The organism is Streptomyces sp. NPDC004610 (genome assembly GCF_040609715.1).
GTDB lineage: Bacteria > Actinomycetota > Actinomycetes > Streptomycetales > Streptomycetaceae > Streptomyces.
Map to the genome: position 1 here is coordinate 39,302 of NZ_JBEXLA010000034.1, position 19,351 is coordinate 58,652.

15 protein-coding genes and 1 pseudogene are annotated in these 19,351 nt (G+C 71.5%); 7 read left to right on the forward strand and 9 right to left on the reverse strand.

The window, feature by feature from the left end; genetic code table 11:
• Nucleotides 1–636: 636 nt before the first annotated feature.
• Nucleotides 637–1,002, reverse strand: a complete 366-nt coding sequence (locus tag ABZX40_RS31180; protein ID WP_355745180.1) for a YbjQ family protein — start codon at nucleotides 1,000–1,002, stop codon at nucleotides 637–639.
• 139 nt (nucleotides 1,003–1,141) lie between these two features.
• Between ABZX40_RS31180 and ABZX40_RS31185 the strand changes: the two genes are divergently transcribed.
• Nucleotides 1,142–2,215: a VTT domain-containing protein gene (locus ABZX40_RS31185; protein WP_355745177.1), complete on the forward strand. Its 1,074-nt coding sequence runs from the start codon at nucleotides 1,142–1,144 to the stop codon at nucleotides 2,213–2,215.
• Between the two features lie 57 nt (nucleotides 2,216–2,272).
• Here the strand turns inward: ABZX40_RS31185 and ABZX40_RS31190 are convergent, their stop codons facing one another.
• Both ABZX40_RS31190 and ABZX40_RS31195 read right to left on the reverse strand, forming a co-directional pair.
• The gene (locus ABZX40_RS31190; protein WP_355745174.1) at nucleotides 2,273–3,937 is read right to left on the reverse strand and encodes a threonine/serine exporter family protein; all 1,665 of its coding nucleotides are present in this window, start codon (nucleotides 3,935–3,937) and stop codon (nucleotides 2,273–2,275) included.
• A 194-nt stretch (nucleotides 3,938–4,131) separates the two neighbouring features.
• Nucleotides 4,132–4,623, reverse strand: a complete 492-nt coding sequence (locus ABZX40_RS31195; RefSeq protein ID WP_355745171.1) for an inorganic diphosphatase — start codon at nucleotides 4,621–4,623, stop codon at nucleotides 4,132–4,134.
• A 79-nt stretch (nucleotides 4,624–4,702) separates the two neighbouring features.
• On the opposite strand from ABZX40_RS31195, the gene dacB reads away from it, so the two are divergent.
• The 6 genes from dacB (at nucleotide 4,703) to folE (ending at nucleotide 12,844) form a co-directional block, all read left to right on the forward strand.
• Nucleotides 4,703–6,298 carry a D-alanyl-D-alanine carboxypeptidase/D-alanyl-D-alanine-endopeptidase gene (gene dacB, locus ABZX40_RS31200; protein WP_355745168.1) on the forward strand — a complete coding sequence of 532 codons (1,596 nt, stop codon included), beginning with the start codon at nucleotides 4,703–4,705 and terminating at the stop codon, nucleotides 6,296–6,298.
• Nucleotides 6,299–6,479: 181 nt separating this feature from the next.
• Complete coding sequence (locus tag ABZX40_RS31205) at nucleotides 6,480–7,604, forward strand: zinc-dependent metalloprotease (RefSeq protein ID WP_355745165.1); 1,125 nt, start codon at nucleotides 6,480–6,482, stop codon at nucleotides 7,602–7,604.
• Nucleotides 7,605–7,815: 211 nt separating this feature from the next.
• Nucleotides 7,816–8,985 (forward strand): tRNA lysidine(34) synthetase TilS, encoded by a 1,170-nt coding sequence (tilS, locus tag ABZX40_RS31210; RefSeq protein WP_355745162.1) that lies wholly within the window; start codon nucleotides 7,816–7,818, stop codon nucleotides 8,983–8,985.
• A gap of 64 nt (nucleotides 8,986–9,049) precedes the next feature.
• Nucleotides 9,050–9,610: a hypoxanthine phosphoribosyltransferase gene (hpt, locus tag ABZX40_RS31215; RefSeq protein WP_355745302.1), complete on the forward strand. Its 561-nt coding sequence runs from the start codon at nucleotides 9,050–9,052 to the stop codon at nucleotides 9,608–9,610.
• Nucleotides 9,611–9,864: 254 nt separating this feature from the next.
• Nucleotides 9,865–11,907 carry an ATP-dependent zinc metalloprotease FtsH gene (gene ftsH / locus ABZX40_RS31220; protein ID WP_355745299.1) on the forward strand — a complete coding sequence of 681 codons (2,043 nt, stop codon included), beginning with the start codon at nucleotides 9,865–9,867 and terminating at the stop codon, nucleotides 11,905–11,907.
• Between the two features lie 331 nt (nucleotides 11,908–12,238).
• Nucleotides 12,239–12,844, forward strand: coding sequence for a GTP cyclohydrolase I FolE (gene folE, locus ABZX40_RS31225; RefSeq protein WP_355745159.1), 606 nt, complete (start codon nucleotides 12,239–12,241; stop codon nucleotides 12,842–12,844).
• Nucleotides 12,845–13,003: 159 nt separating this feature from the next.
• Here folE and ABZX40_RS31230 read toward each other — a convergent pair whose 3' ends face one another.
• From ABZX40_RS31230 to ABZX40_RS31255, 6 genes and pseudogenes are all read right to left on the reverse strand, one after another.
• Nucleotides 13,004–13,492, reverse strand: a complete 489-nt coding sequence (locus tag ABZX40_RS31230; protein ID WP_355745156.1) for a DUF3180 domain-containing protein — start codon at nucleotides 13,490–13,492, stop codon at nucleotides 13,004–13,006.
• A gap of 87 nt (nucleotides 13,493–13,579) precedes the next feature.
• Nucleotides 13,580–14,188 carry a 2-amino-4-hydroxy-6-hydroxymethyldihydropteridine diphosphokinase gene (folK, locus tag ABZX40_RS31235; protein WP_355745153.1) on the reverse strand — a complete coding sequence of 203 codons (609 nt, stop codon included), beginning with the start codon at nucleotides 14,186–14,188 and terminating at the stop codon, nucleotides 13,580–13,582.
• Nucleotides 14,185–14,544: a dihydroneopterin aldolase gene (gene folB / locus ABZX40_RS31240; RefSeq protein WP_355745150.1), complete on the reverse strand. Its 360-nt coding sequence runs from the start codon at nucleotides 14,542–14,544 to the stop codon at nucleotides 14,185–14,187. The genes folK and folB overlap by 4 nt, the downstream gene beginning before the upstream one ends.
• 273 nt (nucleotides 14,545–14,817) lie before the next feature.
• Nucleotides 14,818–15,339 (reverse strand): nuclear transport factor 2 family protein, encoded by a 522-nt coding sequence (locus tag ABZX40_RS31245; protein ID WP_355745147.1) that lies wholly within the window; start codon nucleotides 15,337–15,339, stop codon nucleotides 14,818–14,820.
• The gene (gene folP, locus ABZX40_RS31250) at nucleotides 15,336–16,391 is read right to left on the reverse strand and encodes a dihydropteroate synthase (protein WP_355745144.1); all 1,056 of its coding nucleotides are present in this window, start codon (nucleotides 16,389–16,391) and stop codon (nucleotides 15,336–15,338) included. The genes ABZX40_RS31245 and folP overlap by 4 nt, the downstream gene beginning before the upstream one ends.
• 145 nt (nucleotides 16,392–16,536) lie before the next feature.
• Nucleotides 16,537–18,308, reverse strand: a pseudogene (locus tag ABZX40_RS31255) (phosphatidylglycerol lysyltransferase domain-containing protein).
• Between the last annotated feature and the right edge of the window lie 1,043 nt (nucleotides 18,309–19,351).

Here is a 19,351-nt window from a genome sequence, read left to right on the forward strand (position 1 = left end):
CTGTCACTCCGGTGGTCCCCCGGCGCCGGGTGCGTTCCGCCGTCAGCCCGACGGGCGGGGGCGGGGGCGGGGTGAGGTGGAGGGGAGTGGGTGCAGGCCGGGTGCGGCGGCCCGTTCCGCTTTCGCCCGACGGGCCGCCGGGGTCGTGTTGCCTTCCGGGATCCTCCGGACCACCGGGGTCGTGTTGCCCTCCGGACCCTCCGGGCCACCGGGATCGTGCTGCCCTCCGGGACCCTCCAAACCACCGGAGTCGTCCTGCCCTCCGGAACCCTCCGGGCGACCGGAGTCTCCTGCCCGTCGAAGTCCCTCTGGCAGCCGGTTCGCCCTCGCCCACCAGGTTCCCTGGCCGCCGGTTCGCCCTCACCCGCCAGATTCCTCAGGCCGACGGAGTCCCCCCGGGCCCCTCACCCCGACAGAGTCTGAGTCCCCCCGGGCCCCTCACCCCGACAGAGTCTGAGTCCCCCCGGGCCCCTCACCCCGACGGGGTCGCCGCCCCCGGTTCCCCCACCGACGGAGTCGCCAGCCCCATCCCCCTGCCCCGAAGTGCCGCCACCCCAGGTCCCTCCCCGACGGAGTCACCCCCGGCCCCTCCCCCCCGACGGAGTCGCCCGTGGTGTGTGTCACGTTCCTTCGGGGTCAGTCCTTGATCAGGACGACCGCCGTGCCGTAGGCGCACACCTCCGTGCCGACGTCCGCGGCCTCAGTGACGTCGAAGCGGAACATCAGGACACCGTTGGCGCCGCGGGCGCGGGCCTGTTCGACCAGGCGCTCCATGGCCTGGTTCCGGGTCTGCACCAGTGTCTTGGTCAGCCCACGCAGTTCCCCGCCGACCAGCGACTTCAGCCCGGCGCCGAGCTGGCTGCCGATGTGCCGGGAACGCACGGTCAGTCCGAAGACCTCACCGATCACCTGGTCCACGCGGTAGCCGGGTACGTCGTTCGTCGTCACGACGAGTACCTCGGGCTCGGGTCCCTGCCCGCCGCCGTAGTCGTCCATGCCCATGACTCACAGCTTGGTCCCCCTCGGCGCACAGTGCATCCTGGAGGCACGGGTGGAACCTGGGACGGACACACAGCGTTGATAGCTTTGTCCGGCCGTACGGACGCCGAAGTTCTCAACACCCTTTCAGGAGCCAGGAATCGTGACGACGCTTGCCCTCGGACCGAGCTGGCTCGATCCGAACACCCTGCTCGACAACTTCGGCATCTGGGGCCTGCTCCTGATCGTCTTCGCGGAGTCCGGTCTGCTGATCGGGTTCTTCCTGCCGGGCGACTCCCTGCTCTTCACGGCCGGTCTGCTGATCACCTCCGGGCAGCTGGACTTCCCGCTGTGGGGCGCGGTCGTGCTCATCGTGATCGCCGCGATCGTGGGCGACCAGGTGGGCTATATGTTCGGCAAGAAGGTGGGCCCCTCGCTGTTCACCCGGCCGGACTCACGCTTCTTCAAACAGGAGAATGTGCACAAGGCGCACGAGTTCTTCGAGAAGCACGGCCCGAAGTCCCTGGTCCTGGCCCGCTTCGTGCCGATCGTGCGGACGTTCACCCCGATCATCGCGGGCGTCAGCGGGATGCGTTACCGCTCGTTCCTGATCTTCAACGTCGTCGGTGGCGTTCTCTGGGGCGCCGGTGTCACCTTGCTGGGCTCCTGGCTGGGCAATATCGCCTTCGTCAAGGAGAACATCGAGGCGATCCTGATCCTGATCGTCCTGATCTCCGTGCTGCCGATCGTCTTCGAGGTGCTGCGCGCCCGCCGGCAGAAGAAGAACAACCCCCAGCCGGCCGCCCAGCAGCAGGACCAGTACCAGCAGTCGCCGCAGCAGCCGTACCCCTACGCCCAGCAGCAGCCGCCGGCCATGGACGACGCCACGACCCAGCTCCGCCGTATCCCCCCGGGCCCCGGCACCCACCAGCCCCACGCCCCCCACACGCCGCAGGGCAACCAGGGACACCAGGGGCACCAGAACAACCCGGGACACCAGGGGCACCAGAACAACCCGGGACACCAGGGGCATCAGGGCAACCAGGGCTACCCGCAGCAGCAGCAGTACCCGCAGCAGCAGGGCTACGGCCAGCAGCAGGACCCGTACCACGCGGCGCCCCAGCCCCAGCAGCCGTACCCGCACCAGCAGCAGTACCCGCCGCAGCAGTACCCCCAGAACCAGCAGCCCCAGCAGCCCCAACCCCAGCCGGGGCAGTACCCCTACCACCAGGGCTGATCGCAGGCCGCAGGGGACCGCGGGCGCCCCGCCCACCCGGCGGGGCGCCCGCGCGCCTCAGAAGCCCCGGGTCCGCTTCGCCGCCCGGCGGCCCGCCGTCGCCGCGCCCGGTACCCGCAGCATCAGCCGGGACAGTTCCGCGCCCAGATTGACGCCGATGGCGATGGCCATGGCGAGGGCCGCCGCCTTCGTCAGGGAGGCCAGCCCATTGGTGATCTCGTTCTGGGCGATGGACAGCACACCGAAGTAGGTCGCGGAACCGGGCAGCAGGGGCCCGATCGCGGCGGTGGTGTACGGCAGCGCGGACGCGTACCGGTACCGGGACAGCAGCTGGCCGAACAGACCGACCAGCCCCGCCGCGATCGCCGTGGAGGCGACCGGCGAGAGATTCCCGGTGTAGTGCAGGGCGCCGTAGACGGACCAGGCGACCCCGCCGTTCAGGGTGACGGCGAGCACGGTGGACCGTTCCTGCTGGAGCAGGACCGCGAAGGTGAGGGAGAGCAGCATCGACGCGGCGATCTGGAGCCCCGGCCGCTGGGCGATGGTCAGCGCCGCGTCCGGGTTCAGCTCGGCGCCGAGCTGGACGCCGAAGTACAGCACCACCAGCACCCCGACCACGATCCCGACGAACAGGTACATGACCTCCAGGAGCCGGGCCGCGGCGGTGATGTAGAAGCCGGTCAGCCCGTCCTGCACGCCCGCCACCAGCGCCCGCCCCGGCAGCAGCGCGAACAGCCCACCGGTGATCACCGCGGAGGCCCGGACGTCGATATGGGCCATGGTCAGCGCGATCCCGACGGCGGCCGGGGGCATCGCCGCGACCACGAACTGATAGAACTCCGGCAGCCCCCGCCCGGCGCACCACCAGGCCAGCCGGTCGCCCAGCATCGCCCCGATCGCCGCCGCGAAGAACACCAGGACATCACCGCCGACCAGCACCGAGGCGGCCCCCGCCAGCAGTCCGCTGGCGGCGGTCAGCACCCAGGTCGGATAGGGGTGCCGGTTGCGGCGGATCTCGGCGAGGCGCCGGTACGCCTCCTCCAGCGAGAGATGGTTCTCGGGGTCGCTGAGATCGTCCACCAGCCGGAACACGGCGGCCAGCCGGGTGTAGTCGGTGGCCCGGCGCCGCACGGTCCGCGAGGCCGTCACCGGATCGTCGACCAGGGACGGCTGGTGCGAGATGGACAGCAGGGTGAAGGTGACGGTCGGCTCGCAGCGGTCCAGCCCGTAGGAGCGGCACACGGCGAACATCGCCGCCTCCACATCCTCCGCGCCCTCCCCGCCCGCGAGCAGCAGCTCGCCGATGCGCAGGGTCAGGTCGAGCACGCGGGGGACGGCCGGACCGGCGTCGTCCGCCTTGTGCACGGCCTCCGGAGCGGGCCGTTCCGCCACCGGCATGCGCAGCATGGTGCGCATCCGGTCCTGCCAGGGCGCGTCCTTCGTCAGACTCACCCTCGGCAGCCCGCCGGGCGGGGTGAACGCGGGCGGCGCCTGGCCGGCGACATAGGTGCTCGGCATGGTGAAGGCCGACCCCTCCGCCTCGACGGCCGACGCCGGTACGTCCAGCCCTTCCGGCACGGCGAACTCGGAGGTGGTCTCGGGCTCACCGCCCGCTCTCGCCACGTCCAGCCCCGCCGGAACCGAGAACTCGGACGTCACCTCCGGATCGAAAACGCCCCGTGCCTCGTCCGAATGCGGCTTACGGTGCTCCGCGTCCGTCACTTAAAGCAGCGCTCCCTGTACGACTGCGTCCCAACGGCCTCAGTATGCGCACAGACAAGCGAAAGGCCGCACGCGGGATGCGTACGGCCGTTCTCGGAAGGCTCGCTTCCGGGCCCCTCGAAGGGACCCCGACAAACTCCGGAAACCCCGAAAAGCTCCGGAAAAGTCCGGAAAACTTCAGGAACCCGAACGGTTCAGTGGCCGCCCTGCTCCTTGAAACGCTTGTACGACCGCTCGATCTCGGCCTCGGCGTCGGTGCGGCCCACCCAGTTGGCGCCCTCGACGGACTTGCCGGGCTCCAGGTCCTTGTAGACCTCGAAGAAGTGCTGGATCTCCAGGCGGTCGAACTCCGACACATGGTGGATGTCGCGCAGATGCTCCACCCGGGGGTCGGACGCCGGGACACACAGCAGCTTGTCGTCGCCGCCGGCCTCGTCGGTCATCCGGAACATGCCGATCGCGCGGCAGGTGATGAGACAGCCGGGGAAGGTCGGCTCCTCCAGGATGACGAGCGCGTCCAGCGGGTCGCCGTCCTCGCCGAGGGTGTTCTCGACGAAGCCGTAGTCGGCCGGGTAGCTGGTCGAGGTGAAGAGTCGGCGGTCCAGGCGGATACGACCGGTCTCGTGGTCCACCTCGTACTTGTTGCGCGAACCCTTCGGGATCTCGATCGTGACGTCGAACTCCACCGGTGGCTCCTCCATGATCAGCACGCAGTTGTGGTGGTTAAGTGTCCCTCACGCAGGTGTGTGATCGCGAAAGGGGCTGGTGGTCGTGCCCGAACAGGGTCGCTGGCGGGCGGGAGAGCGGGTGACACGGCTCGCGCGAGCCGTACCGCCGCGGCTCACGCGGGCGGCGGTGGCCGCGAGGCCCTACGCCACGCGCTGGGCCCATGCGGTGAAACCGCAGGTCAAACGGGTGACCACGGTGAAGACCTGGCAGTACACGACCGGCGCGGCGGCTCTCGGGCTCGCGCTGGCGGCCGGTGCGGTGACCGCCGCGGCGCCCTTCGACGCCACCGGCCAGCGCACGGCGGAGCGCGATACGGCCGCTGCGGAGCGGGATTCGGGTGGCGCAGATCACGGTCGTAATTCCGGTACGTCCGCCGGAGCACCCCGTCCGGCCCCCAGCGCGGCGTCCGTTCTGGAGGCCCTCGGGGTGTCCGCGGGCCCGGCCGGAGGGGTGAAGGCACCCCCGAACGGCGGCAAGTCCCTCGCCCAGGTTCTGGACCCGCTGTTCGAGGACGCCGGGCTGGGCGACCGCCGGGCCGCCTCGGTCGTCGATGTCACCACCGGCGAGCGGCTCTACGGGCAGAGCTCCGGCGAGGCGCTCACCCCGGCCTCCACCACGAAGATCGCGACCGCGGTCGCCGCGCTGGACGCGCTCGGCCCCGACCACCGCCTCACCACCCGGGCCGTCTTCGAGCCCGACACCGGCGAGGTCGTCCTCGTCGGCGGCGGCGACCCCACACTCACCGCCCGCGAGGACACCGACGGCCTGGCCGGCCTGCGCGCCCTCGCCGAGCGGACCGCGCGGCAACTGAAGAAACGTGGCACCACCGAGGTCACGCTCTCCTACGACACCACCCTCTACGCCGGGGACGCACGCCACCCGATCGGGGTCAACGACAACCTCGCCGAGGTCACCGCGCTCATGGCCGACGAGGCCCGCACCGACGACTCCACCAGCGGCCCCGCCCCCCGCCACACCGACCCGGCGGCCGAGGCCACCCGCTCCTTCGCGGGCTTCCTCAAGTCCCACGGCATCACCTCCGAGCCTCCCGGCCCCTCCAAGGCCACCGCCCGCGCCGAGACCCTGGCGACCGTGACCTCGCCCCCGCTGTCCACCCTGGTCGAGCGGATGCTGACCCACAGCGACAACGACATCGCCGAGGCCCTCGCCCGGCACACCGCCCTCGCCTCCGACCAGCGCGCCGACTTCAAGGGCGCCGGTACGGCGATCAGGTCCCGCCTGAAGAACCTCGGGCTGCCGGTCGAGGGCGCCGCCTTCAAGGACGGCAGCGGCCTGGCCCGCGCCGACCGGCTCACCGCCGATCTCCTCACCGCCCTGCTCGCCAAGGCCGCCGACCCCGACCTCCCCGCACTGCGCCCCGCCCTGACGGGCCTGCCGGTGGCGGGCTTCACCGGCACGCTCAGCTCCCGCTACACCGACGGCGCCGCCGGCGTCGTCCGCGCCAAGACGGGCACCCTGACCGGCGTCAACACCCTCGCCGGCACCGCGGTCACCCCGACCGGCCAGGTCCTGGCCTTCGCCTTCCTCGCCACCGACACCACCGACCCCGCAGCCGCCCAGACGGCCCTGGACAACACAGCAACGGCCCTGGCGACCTGCGCATGCCGCTAGCCCTCTCTCCGGACAGCCCGAAACCCGACCCGCACTGACCAAGACACGCCGCATCCCACCCCCCAAGGGGCGCGGGGAACTGCGCGACCGGCCACATCCCACCGCCACCGGACCACCGCCCGGAACCACCCCACCCCCCACAGCCTGCCCCCAGCGGCAGCGCTCACGTACCGTTGAGCGCATGACGCGCATCGGTGGTGCCGAGATGGTCGACTGGAATCTCGCGGTGGCGACCGCGACCCGGCTGGTACGGCCGGGCCCGGAGGTGAGCCGTGACGAGGCCCGCGCGGTCGTCGCGGAGCTCCGCCGCCATGCCAGAGCCTCCGAGGAACACGTCCGGGGCTTCACCCGGATGGGAACCGGGGAGATCCATGACACCCCCGTCCTGGTGGTCGACCGCCCCGGCTGGGTGCGGGCCAACGTCGCCGGGTTCCGGGAGATCCTGAAACCCCTCCTGGAGAAGATGCAGGAACGTCGCGGCAGCACCCCCGGCGGTGCCGTGCTCGGCGCGGTCGGCGGCAAGGTGACCGGCGTCGAACTGGGCATGCTGCTGTCCTTCCTGTCGTCCCGGGTGCTGGGCCAGTACGAGACCTTCGCCCCCGCGACCCGGGACCTTCCGGCCGGTGAGAAGAACGGCGGCCGGCTGCTGCTCGTCGCCCCGAACATCGTCCACGTGGAGCGCGAACTCGACGTGCAGCCGCACGACTTCCGGCTGTGGGTCTGTCTGCACGAGGAGACCCACCGGACCCAGTTCTCGGCCGTGCCCTGGCTGCGGGACCATCTGGAGGGCGAAATCCAGTCGTTCCTGGGGGAGACCGAGGTCGATCCCATGACCGTGCTGGAGCGGATCCGGGAGGCCGCGCAGTCGCTGGCGGGCGGGCGTCCGGAGGGCGAGGAGGACGACGGCGGGCGGTCCCTGGTGGAGATCGTGCAGACGCCGGGGCAGCGCGAGATCCTCGGCCGGCTGACCGCCGTGATGTCCCTCCTGGAGGGGCACGCCGACTTCGTGATGGACGGCGTCGGCCCGGCCGTCGTGCCGACCGTCGGGGAGATCCGGGAAAAGTTCCAGCAGCGCCGCGCCAAGGGCGCCTCCCGGCTCGACCTGGCCCTGCGCAAGCTGCTCGGCCTGGACGCCAAGTTGCGCCAGTACCGCGACGGCGAGCGGTTCGTGCGCGCGGTCGTCGAAGAGGTCGGTATGGACGGCTTCAACCGGGTGTGGACCTCCCCCAACACCCTGCCCACGAAGGTGGAGATCGCCAAACCGGCGGACTGGATCGCACGGGTGCACCGCAAGGCGGAGTCGTGAACCGCGGGGGTGCGTCGTGAATCCCGAGTGACGTGGTGAACCGGATCCGGCCGACGGCAGTCGAACGCCCCTGCAATCACCCGTCCGAGGGACCGTGAGGCCTGGGCAGGCGTGCAATGCTCGGGGAACCGCTCGGTTCTGTCACCATCTACACACTCTGAGTGACCGGACTCGGGCTCTCCCCCCGAAACATTCATGAAGGGAACCGGACATGGGTCCCCATCCTGCGGTCGCGGCGATACGCCTGGCGGTCCGCCGCGTCCTCCACGACATCCTCACCGAACACAGCAGCGTCCCCGACCCCACCGGCAGCGCGGCCGTCCCCCTGGCCGCCGGCCGCGTGGGCGCCGCCCCTGGGGGGCCCGCAGGCCGCACCGGTCTCGCCCCCGCCTACGACCGGCCGTACGAGCGACCGCCGTCCCCGCTCGTGCTCGTCGCCTGTTCTGGCGGCGCCGACTCCATGGCGCTCGCCTCCGCCCTCGCCTTCGAAGCCCCCCGCCTCGGTATCCGCGCCGGCGGCATCACCGTCGACCACGGACTCCAGCAGGGCTCCGCCGCGCGCGCCGAGGACGTCGTCCAGCGGCTGCGCGGACTCGACCTGGACCCCGTCGAGGCCACCGCCGTCACCATCGGCAGCGAGTCCGACACCCCCGCGCACGGCTCCGGCTACACCGGGGGCGGCGGACGCCGGGTCGGTCCCGAGGCGGCTGCCCGCGACGCCCGCTACGCCGCCCTCGACGCCGCCGCCGCACGCCATGGCGCCGCCGCCGTCCTGCTCGGGCACACCCGAGACGACCAGGCCGAGACCGTACTGCTGGGCCTCGCCCGGGGTTCCGGCATCCGCTCCCTGTCCGGGATGGCCGCGGTCTCGGGGGCCGACGGCCGTTACCGGCGTCCCTTCCTCCAACTCGACCGGCAGACCGTCCGCAAGGCGTGCATGGTCCAGTCCCTGCCCGTCTGGGACGACCCGCACAACGCGGACCCCGCCTACACCCGCTCCCGGCTGCGCCACGAGGGCCTGCCCGCCCTGGAGAAGGCGCTCGGCAAGGGCGTCGTCGAGGCGCTCGCCCGGACGGCCCAGCTGTCCCGGGACGACGCCGACGCCCTCGACGCCTGGGCCCGCCAGGCCGAGAGCGCCGTACGGGACTCCGCGGGGCTGCTGGAGTGCGCCAAGCTCTACGCCCTGCCGCCCGCCGTCCGCCGCCGGGTGCTGCGGCGCGCGGCGATCGAGGCGGGTGCCCCGGCGGGTTCGCTGTTCGCGCGCCACATCGAGGAAATGGACCGGCTGATCACCGGCTGGCGGGGCCAGGGGGCCATCAACCTGCCGGGCAAAGTCGTCGCCCAGCGGCAGGGTGGCAGACTGGTGATTCGGCAAGGCTGAATCGACACCCCTCCGGACCCTCTCCGGCGAGGGTCCCGGTCAGCCGGTGGGACGACCGAAAGTGATGTGGGTGGACGCGAAAGACATGGGTGCCGACCTCCAGCAGGTGCTCATCACCAAGGAAGAGATCGACGCCAAGCTCGCCGAGCTGGCCGCCAAGATCGATGCCGAGTACGCGGGCAAGGACCTGCTCCTCGTCGGTGTGCTCAAGGGCGCGGTGATGGTCATGGCCGACCTCGCGCGGGCGCTGTCCACCCCCGTCACCATGGACTGGATGGCGGTGTCCTCCTACGGGGCGGGCACCCAGTCCTCCGGTGTGGTGCGGATCCTCAAGGACCTCGACACGGACATCAAGGGCAAGCACGTCCTGATCGTCGAGGACATCATCGACTCCGGGCTGACGCTGTCCTGGCTGCTGTCCAACCTCGGCTCGCGCGAGCCCGAGTCGCTGAAGGTGTGCACCCTGCTGCGCAAGCCGGACGCGGCGAAGGTCGCCATCGACGTCGAATGGGTGGGCTTCGACATCCCCAATGAGTTCGTCGTCGGCTACGGCCTCGACTTCGCGGAGAAGTACCGCAACCTGCCGTTCGTCGGCACGCTAGCGCCCCACGTCTACGGCGGCTGAGGCCCCGGCGGCCGGGGCGGGCCGCCCCCTGGACCGTACGGGCGGCCGGTGCCGCTGATCCGTACGGACCAAGCCGGACCAAGGGGGACGAGGAGATCGGGAACCCCAGCGGGTTCCGCGCCGTTGGAGCATGCGTAGACGGGAATGCCAGCCGTCCCGTGCATCGTCGGGCGACAATGCTGGGGTACCGTCAGAAGAACTGTCTTATCAAACTCACTATGGCAGGAGGGACGGGGCGGCACCGCTCCGTGTGGATGGACGTGAAGCGATACTTCCGTGGGCCGGTCATGTGGATCGTGCTGGCCGTCCTTGCCGTGGTCGTGTTGATGCAGGTCGTCGGCTCGTCCGGCGGCTACAAGACGGTGGACACCGGCCAGGTGGTCCAGGCGATCAACGAGAACCGGGTCGAATCGGCCCAGCTGACCACCGGTGACGAGCAGACCGTCAAGGTCACGCTCAAGGACGGCCAGAGGATCGAGGGCAGCTCCAAGATCCAGGCCAGCTACATTGGCGACCAGGGCGTCACCATCGCCAATACGCTGCAGACGAAGTACCAGGACAACCAGATTCCGGACGGCTACACCGTTTCGCCGTCCAAGCAGAACCCGTTCGTCGGCATTCTGCTCTCCCTGCTCCCCTTCGTGCTCATCGTCGTCGTCTTCCTGTTCCTGATGAATCAGATGCAGGGCGGCGGCTCCCGGGTGATGAACTTCGGGAAGTCGAAGGCCAAGCTCATCACCAAGGACACGCCGAAGACGACCTTCGCGGACGTCGCCGGTTCGGACGAGGCGGTCGAGGAGCTCCACGAGATCAAGGAGTTCCTCCAGGAGCCCGCCAAGTTCCAGGCCGTGGGCGCCAAGATCCCCAAGGGCGTCCTGCTCTACGGGCCTCCCGGAACCGGCAAGACGCTCCTCGCGCGCGCCGTGGCCGGCGAGGCGGGCGTGCCCTTCTACTCGATCTCCGGTTCCGACTTCGTCGAGATGTTCGTCGGTGTCGGTGCCTCCCGGGTCCGTGACCTCTTCGAGCAGGCCAAGGCGAACGCCCCGGCGATCGTCTTCGTCGACGAGATCGACGCGGTCGGCCGCCACCGCGGCGCCGGCCTCGGCGGTGGTCACGACGAGCGCGAGCAGACCCTCAACCAGCTGCTGGTCGAGATGGACGGCTTCGACGTCAAGGGCGGTGTGATCCTGATCGCCGCCACCAACCGGCCCGACATCCTGGACCCGGCGCTGCTGCGGCCCGGCCGCTTCGACCGCCAGATCGCGGTCGACCGCCCGGACATGCAGGGCCGTCTGGAGATCCTCAAGGTCCACCAGAAGGGCAAGCCGGTCGCCCCGGATGTCGATCTGTCCGCCGTCGCCCGCCGTACGCCGGGCTTCACGGGCGCCGACCTGTCGAACGTGCTGAACGAAGCGGCGCTCCTGACGGCGCGCAGCGACAAGAAGCTGATCGACAACCACATGCTGGACGAGGCGATCGACCGGGTGGTCGCGGGCCCGCAGAAGCGGACCCGGATCATGTCGGACAAGGAGAAGAAGATCACCGCGTACCACGAGGGCGGTCACGCCCTGGTCGCGGCGGCCTCACCGAACTCCGACCCGGTCCACAAGATCACCATCCTGTCCCGCGGCCGGGCCCTGGGCTACACCATGGTCCTGCCCGACGAGGACAAGTACTCCACCACCCGCAACGAGATGCTCGACCAGCTCGCCTACATGCTGGGCGGTCGCGCGGCCGAGGAACTGGTCTTCCACGACCCGACCACGGGCGCCGCCAACGACATCGAGAAGGCCACCACCACGGCGCGCGCGATGGTCACCCAGTACGGCATGACCGAGCGGCTCGGCGCCATCAAGTTCGGCGGCGACAACACCGAGCCCTTCCTCGGACGTGAGATGGCTCACCAGCGCGACTACTCGGAAGAGGTCGCCGCGCTGGTGGACGAGGAAGTCAAGAAGCTGATCGAGAACGCGCACAACGAGGCGTGGGAGATCCTGGTCGAGAACCGGGACGTCCTGGACAACCTCGTGCTGGCGCTGCTGGAGAAGGAGACGCTGGGCAAGGAGGAGATCGCCGAGGTCTTCGCCACGATCGTCAAGCGTCCCCCGCGGCCAGCCTGGACCGGCTCCTCCCGCCGCACCCCGTCGACCCGTCCGCCGGTGCTCTCCCCCAAGGAGCTGGCCCTGACGAACGGCGCCAACGGAGCGACTCCGGCGATCACCACGGCGAAGGCGACCCCGGCCGAGCCCACGGCCCCGGTGGCCGAACCGGCACCCGAGGACCGTCCGGAGAGCTAGCGCCGACGGACACCGCAAGGTAGTACGGAGCGGAGGGCATCGGTCGACCCCTTGAGGGGGGTGGGCCGGTGCCCTCCGGTTTTTCTTGGGCTGCGGTTTGCTGCGGGGGTGCGGCTTGCCGGGGGGGTGGGGCTGACTGTGGGGTGTAGGGCCGGGCGGGGGCCGTTTCGCCGCCCCGCTTGGGGCGCCCTGGGCCCTTAGGGGTCCTTCGGCCCCATCCGGCCCGGAATGGATACCGCGCCCCCTGGGTTCTAGCCTGGGGTGCGGAATCTCCGTAGGCCCGCAGTTGAGGCGCGCGCCCCGCGCGACCCGTACAGGAACGAGGCACCCCATGACCGACGCCGTGACGCTGGACGGCGAGCGCCCCATAGGTGAGTTCGACGAGAAGCGTGCCGAGAACGCGGTGCGCGAACTCCTCATCGCGGTCGGCGAGGACCCCGACCGCGAGGGCCTCAGGGAGACGCCGGCGCGGGTGGCGCGGGCGTACAAGGAGATCTTCGCGGGGCTGTGGCAGCAGCCGCAGGATGTGCTGACCACGACGTTCGACCTCGGGCACGATGAGATGGTGCTCGTGAAGGACATCGAGGTGTACTCGACCTGTGAGCATCATCTGGTGCCGTTCCGGGGCGTCGCGCATGTCGGGTACATCCCGTCGACCAGCGGCAAGATCACGGGGCTGTCCAAGCTGGCCCGGCTGGTGGATGTCTACGCCCGCCGGCCGCAGGTGCAGGAACGGCTGACCACGCAGATCGCGGACTCGCTGATGGAGATCCTGGAGCCGCGGGGGGTGATCGTGGTCGTGGAGTGCGAGCACATGTGCATGTCGATGCGGGGGATCCGCAAGCCGGGCGCGAAGACCCTCACCTCGGCGGTGCGGGGGCAGTTGCGGGACGCGGCGACCCGGAACGAGGCGATGAGTCTGATCATGGCGCGGTGAGGGTGAGCAGGGCGCGATGAGTCTGAGCGTGGCGTGGTGAGTCTGGGCGTGGCGTGGTGAGGCGTTCCCGCATCTGTGGCCGGTGGGTGTCGCCGCGTCGGTGAGGGTGCGGTGGTGTCGGCGTCGCCGACGGGGGTCGTCCTCGGCGCGGCGGAGGCGTCAGGTCGTCGGGGCTGTGCCCGTCGTGTCGTGGTCGTCGTCGTCCGGGAGCTTGCAGACATGCTCCAGGAACAGGGCCGCCGCTATCACCGCGATGCCCGCCACGACCGAGAAACCGGCGTAGATCGCCTGGTCGCGGCGGGCCGGGACATCGAGAAGCTCCAGCAGGAAGACGCCCGTGCCGCCGTACATACCGGCGACCAGGGCGGCCACCAGGGCGCTGGCCTGGCCGAAGACGACGGCTCGGGCGGCCATCAGCGGGTCGACGCCCTTGGCGCCGGGCTCGCGCTCGCGCTGGGCCTTGAGCCGGGTGCGCAGCGAGAGCGCCGTGGACAGCAGGACGACCGCGATCAGCGCCAGGACGATGGGGGCGGCCAGGGGCACACTGGGCAGCGTGCCCACCGAGTTCCACAGGCGGGCGGCTGCCCAGGACAGCACTCCGGCGACGACGAAAACGCCGATCAGCAGCCTGATGCGCAGCTCTCTCACGGTGTCCCTTCAGCTCCCCGGTCGATGGGCGGTCCGTCGACGCACGACCGCGCCGGGCGGGCCCCGCGGTCGTCTTGACCTTAACGACTATTCGGGCAGCCGTAGTTCCAGGTCGCCGCGGGCCGCCACGCCCTCCTGGCCCACACCGGCCAGCAGATCGGCGACCGGGCCCCGGCCGGGGAGCAGGGCCGCCGGGTCCACGTCGTGCCAGGGGGCGAGCACGAAGGCCCGTTCATGGGCGCGCGGGTGAGGGAGAGTGAGCTGCGGATCGTCGGACAGCACATCCGCGTACGACACGATGTCGACGTCCAGGGTGCGCGGGCCCCAGCGCTCGTCGCGGACCCGGTGGAACGCCTCCTCGACCGCGTGCGCCCGCTCCAGCAGGGAGGCGGGCGGGAGGGTGGTCTTCAGGACGATGACCGCGTTGAAGTAGGAGGGCTGGCTGCCGGGGTCGACGCCCCAGGGCTCGGTCTCGTACACCGGGGAGACCGCTTTGACGCGGACGCCCGGGGTGTCCTCCAGCGCGTCGATGGCGCCCTGGAGGGTCTCCAGGCGGTTGCCCAGGTTGGAGCCGAGGGCGATGACGGCTCTTCGCGGGTTCTGGAGGGTGGTGTCGGCGGCGTCGACCTGCTCGACGACGGAGGCGGGCACCGGCTGTACGGTCGGGTCGCTGTGACCCTCGGTGAATGCGGTCATACTCGGCTCCGGATGATGGTGACGGTCACATCGTCGAAGGGGACCGTGATCGGCGCGTCCGGTTTGTGGACACAGACCTCGACCTGCTGGACCGCCGCGTGCTTCAGACAGACCTGCGCGATGCGCTCGGCGAGCGTCTCGATGAGATGGACGGGCTCGCCCTCGACGACGGCGACGACCTCCTCGGCGACGATGCCGTAGTGGACGGTCTTCTCCAGGTCGTCGTCGGCCGCCGCCGGGCGCGTGTCCAGCCCCAGGACCAGGTCCACGAGGAAGGTCTGGCCCTCCTCGCGCTCCTTGGGGAACACCCCGTGGTGCCCGCGGGCCTTGAGGCCGCGCAGCGCGACACGATCCACGCGAATCACTCCTGCAATCGTCGGTGAGGGCCGGTCCGTACCGCGTGCGGGCGGACGGTCGGCCTCGAACGAATCTACCTGCGGGCACTGACAGTCCCGGGCCACGGGGGTCCGGGCGCGGGCCGCGTCCGGGGGATCCACCAGGTGAATCCCCCAGGGAACCCGGCCCCTCGGGGTCGGAAACCGCGCTTACCCGGTGGTACGTGATTCCAACCACCTTCCGGCCAGGGGTGACCCTTACGGGCTCCCCCGGCCGGGCCCTGGTCCGCCCCGTCAGGAGAGCGTGTCGTCCGGGGTGGGCGGTTCGTCCGTGTCGTCCTCGTCGGTCTCCGCCAGGACCGGGGAGGCGTGGTGGGACCAGAGCTTCCAGCCCTCGTCGGTGCGCCGGAACACATTCGTGGCCACCACCAACTGGCCCACCAGCGGGCCCAGCTCCCCGCCCTCCTCGGGCGCGGGGCCTCCGCTGAGGATGTTCTCGGTGCAGGTCACCAGCGCGGTGTCGCCGGTGACGGACACATGCACATCCGTCAGGAAGAACTGGATGTAATCGGTGTTCGCCATGATCAGCGCGTAGGAGCGCAGTACCTCGCCGCGTCCGGTGAGCGCATGCCAGCCCGGGTGCACGCAGGAGATCACCCCGGTGTCCGCCGGGTCGTGGTACTCCTCGTCGACGCCGAGGTCGGAGGGGCTGAGCCACTGCGCGGACACCGCCTCGAAATCGCCGCGCTCCAGCGCCTCGTAGTAGGCGGTGTTGGCGGCTTCCACCTGCTCGACGTCGATGTGGGGGGCGCTCACCTGTCTCCTTCGGTCGACCGAGCGTCGGGGGAGGGGGTGGGGGAGGAGAGGGGGGTGGAGGTGGAGGTTGTGGGGGTGGGGGGCCGGGCGGTCGATTTCGGTGTGCGGGCTTCGTCGGCGGTGCGGGACGCCGCCCCGCTGCGGGCCTCTTCCTTGGTGCGGGACGACTCCCCGCCGCGAGTCTCTTCCTCGGTGCGGGCCCGCTCCACCGCTTGGGCGACGCGTACGGCGTCGGCGGTGGCGCGTACCTCGTGGACGCGGACCGCCCACGCGCCCGCGTACGCGGCGAGCGCGGAGACGGCGGCCGTGGCCGCGTCGCGCTCGCGGGCGGGCGGGGGCGCGCTCCCGGGCCCGGCCAGGACCCGCCCCAGGAACCGCTTGCGGGAGGCGGCGACGAGGACCGGGTGACCGAGGGCGTTCAGCCGGTCGAGCCGGGCGAGCAGCGCGAGATCGTGCTCGGCCTGCTTGGAGAAGCCGAGACCGGGGTCGACGACGATCCGGTCGGGGGCGACACCGCCCTCCAGTACGGCCCGCACGCGCGCGTGCAGCTCGTCCGCGACCTCGGTGACGACATCGTCGTAGGAGCCCTGGACATTGCCGCCCGCCAGGAAGCCGCGCCAGTGCATGACGACGAAGGGCGCGCCCGCCGCGGCGACGGCCGGGATCATCGCGGGGTCGGCGAGGCCGCCGCTGACATCGTTGACGAGGACGGCACCGGCCGCGAGGGCCTGCTCGGCGACCGACGCGCGCATGGTGTCGACGGAGATCACCGCGCCCTCGGCGGCGAGGCCGCGGACCACCGGGACGACCCGGCGCAGCTCCTCGTCCTCGTCGACGCGGGTGGCGCCCGGCCGGGTGGACTCGCCGCCCACGTCGATCAGGTCGGCGCCCTCGGAGACCAGGTCGAGGCCGTGCTTGACGGCGGCCGTCGTGTCGAACCAGCGGCCTCCGTCGGAGAAGGAATCCGGGGTCACGTTCACGACCCCCATCACCGCGCAGCGGTCCCATGTGGGGAGTCCCGCGACGCTCCGGCGTCCGATCTGCTTGCTCATACGTTCAGCGTAGGCCCCTGGGCGGGGCGGATCGCCTGGCCACCGCGCGGGACGCGACGGCGGGGCCCGGGGCGGGGTGTGGGGCGGGGTGTGGCCGGGCGCGGTGGGGACGTGGTGGGGGTGCGGTCGGGGCGCGGCCGGGGTGCTATGCGGTCCGGACATCTCCTTCCGGTACGGCGTGGGCGCAGGGGCGGCGCAGGGGGAGCGGCAGGGCGGTCAGGGAGCCCTCGGCCCGCGGCAGGTCGGCGGAGGCGCGGTAGACGATGAAGTGGGGCTCCCAGCGGGGCCGGAACGTGGCGTTGGACCGGTACGGCGACTCGATCTGGAACCAGCGCGAGAGAGACACCGGCGGCCCGCGCCAGGCCCGCGGCACCGGACCGGCGCCGAGTCGCTCGCCACGGGCCGGCGCCGAGGGAAACATCGCGAAGTTCAGCGACACGCGCGAGATCCCGAACTTCGGCGCGGCGCGCAGGGCCGCCACGATCAGCAACTCGTTCAGCCCGGGGTCGGTGGTGCGGTCGCGGCGTATCAGATCCAGGGACACGCCGTCCGCACCCCAGGGAACGAAGTGCAGGACGGCCTTGAGGTCGCCATAGGGGCCCGGTTCCGCCGGTTCCGCCTCGGCACGGTGGGCGGTGGCGATCAGGCAGTCCCCGTCGGCGGGGTCGCCCACGTGGCCCGGCGCCATGGAGAAGCCGCGCTCGGTGGCGGTGCCCCGCCAGGCGCCGCCGCCCGGCGGATCCGGTCCAGCTCGGCCCCGCCGAGGTCACGCACGCGTCGTACCCGGGTCTCGTGACCGGCGCGCTCGACGCGGGTGACCATCTGGCGCATGGTGCGCGTCGCGCGGCCGGCGAGCGAGAAATCCGGGACGTCCACCACCGCCTCGTCGCCCAGTTCGAGCGCGTCCAGGCCGGTCTCCCGGGTCCACACCTCGCCGCCGGTCTCGGAGCAGCCCATGACGGCGGGCGTCCAGGAGTGGGCGCGGGCCACGTCCATGAAGCGCTCCATGGCGCCGGGCCATGCCTCCATGTCCCCGATCGGATCGCCGTCGGCGAGCATCACGCCGGAGACCACGCGGTAGGTGACGGCCGCCTTGCCGCTGGGCGAGAACACCACCGCCTTGTCGCGGCGCAGCGCGCAGTGGCCGAGCGGGTCCCGGCCGCCGTGCCGCTCCAGCAGGGCGCGCAGCCGCCGCTCGTCGTCCTCGCTGAGCCGCGCGGCCGGGTGCTCGGGGCGCAGGGCGAGACAGACGGTGGTGACGGCGGTCAGCAGGCCCAGCGCGGCCAGGGAGGCGGCCACCGTCCAGGACGTGCCGCCCCGGTAGTCGACCGGGCCCTCGACGCCGAGCAGGCCGTACAGGACGTGGGTCAGCCGGGCCGCCCAGCTCGGGTCGCCCACCATGGGGCCGTGGTGGACGCTGACGATGACCAGGCCGAGGGCGAGCGAACCGGCCCCCATGAGCACGAAGTTGGCCAGCGCGCGCCAGCGGCTGCGCGGGTCGGGCAGGGCGGCGAAACGGTCCCGGTGGCGCAGCAGCACCCACAGCAGGGCCAGTGAGAGCACCACGCCGATGAGCGAGTGGCGGTAGGCGAACTGGGCCAGGGCGCCCGCCGGGAGCAGGGCCACCGCCGCCCGCCAGGCCCGCCGTTTGCCGCGCCGCAGCCCGCGCGTGAGGAGCAGCAGCAGGACGCCCGCGCTGAGCGACAGGGCCGCCGCGAACGGGCCCAGCGCGCCGGGCACCACCTCGGCGAGGGCGTGCGTACGGCTGTGCCGGAAGCGGGGGAACACACCCGCGGCGACGCCCAGCAGGCCCACCAGCGTGCAGGCCCCGGCGACGAGGGCGGGCACCGACCGGGGGCGCGGACCGCGCAGCAGCCGCCGCACCCTTCCCGCCCGTGCCGGAGCCGTGCCTGACATTTCCCCACCTTCCGTGACAGCCATCGCATCCCGCTGTTCCGAGAGAGACCCCGTGGGCGGCCCCGATTCGGGCATCCGGCCACATTGCGCCCTCTAGGACGGTGAGCCGGGGGGAGAGGTTCACTCCATCGTCCAAAGGTGGTTCAAAGCCCGTGAAAAGTCAGGGAACGCCCTAGGGGTGGCGGTCTATCGGGCGGGGGTGTGTGAGGTGATCGCGGGGGAGGGGGCGGTAATGGGGAAGGGGAATGCGGGGTCTCTTCCGGGAAGCGTCCGGGCTTCGCGTCCGGGTTTGCGTCGGGGCTTTGCGTCCGGGCTTCGCGGTAAGGCTTTGCGTCGGGGCTTCGTGTCAGGGCCTCTCCGAGGGATCTCCGGGGGATCTCCTGGGGTTCTCCCCGGGTTCTCCGGGGCAACTGCGGGGCATCTCCGGTCGGCCTGCGCGGGTGGCATCCGCCGGCTATCCCGGGGTGGCATCCGTGCGGGATCTCCGGGGGCCCTGAGGACGATCTCGGAGTCTCTTGAGGGCGATCTCCGGGTCCCTTGAGCGCGATCTCGGGGGCCCTTGAGGGCGACTTCGCGCCGACTTCGCCCGGACTTCGCACTCACTTCGCCTCGGCCTTCGCCGGGCGGCTTCGCCATGGCCTTCGTTGCGCCCATCGCAGTGCCGTTCGCTGCGCTGTTCGTCGTGCTCTTCGTGGCGCTCTTCCGCGTGCTCTTCTCGGCGGGGGGCGGGCAGCGCCATGGTGGGGAACTCCGGCGCCGCGTGGGGCAATGGGCGGCTTCCAGGGGGCCCTACCCAGGGGGGCGTTCGCCGTGCGTGCCCGGCGTGTCGCGGTCGGCGGGCGAGGGGTGAGGGGGAGGGGCAGTGGGCGGCGGGAGGAGGGGAGATGGGCCGGTTACGGGGGTGGAGTGGGGCTGGTTGCAGGGGTGGGGGCGAGCCGGTTACAGGGGCGAGTGGGGTCGGTAAGGGAGGCGGTACGGGATCGGCGGCGGGGTCAAATGGCCTTCGGATCAAGAGGATTCGTATTCCCCTTGACGGCTATTGC

What these genes read in the sequence shown, in the direction of transcription:
- ABZX40_RS31180 (WP_355745180.1), bottom strand. Translation starts at nt 1,002, where the DNA reads ATGGGCATGGACGACTACGGCGGCGGGCAGGGACCCGAGCCCGAGGTA.
- ABZX40_RS31205 (WP_355745165.1), top strand. Translation starts at nt 6,480, where the DNA reads ATGACGCGCATCGGTGGTGCCGAGATGGTCGACTGGAATCTCGCGGTG.
- tilS (WP_355745162.1), top strand. Translation starts at nt 7,816, where the DNA reads ATGGGTCCCCATCCTGCGGTCGCGGCGATACGCCTGGCGGTCCGCCGC.
- hpt (WP_355745302.1), top strand. Translation starts at nt 9,050, where the DNA reads ATGTGGGTGGACGCGAAAGACATGGGTGCCGACCTCCAGCAGGTGCTC.
- ftsH (WP_355745299.1), top strand. Translation starts at nt 9,865, where the DNA reads ATGGACGTGAAGCGATACTTCCGTGGGCCGGTCATGTGGATCGTGCTG.
- folE (WP_355745159.1), top strand. Translation starts at nt 12,239, where the DNA reads ATGACCGACGCCGTGACGCTGGACGGCGAGCGCCCCATAGGTGAGTTC.
- folK (WP_355745153.1), bottom strand. Translation starts at nt 14,188, where the DNA reads ATGACCGCATTCACCGAGGGTCACAGCGACCCGACCGTACAGCCGGTG.
- folP (WP_355745144.1), bottom strand. Translation starts at nt 16,391, where the DNA reads ATGAGCAAGCAGATCGGACGCCGGAGCGTCGCGGGACTCCCCACATGG.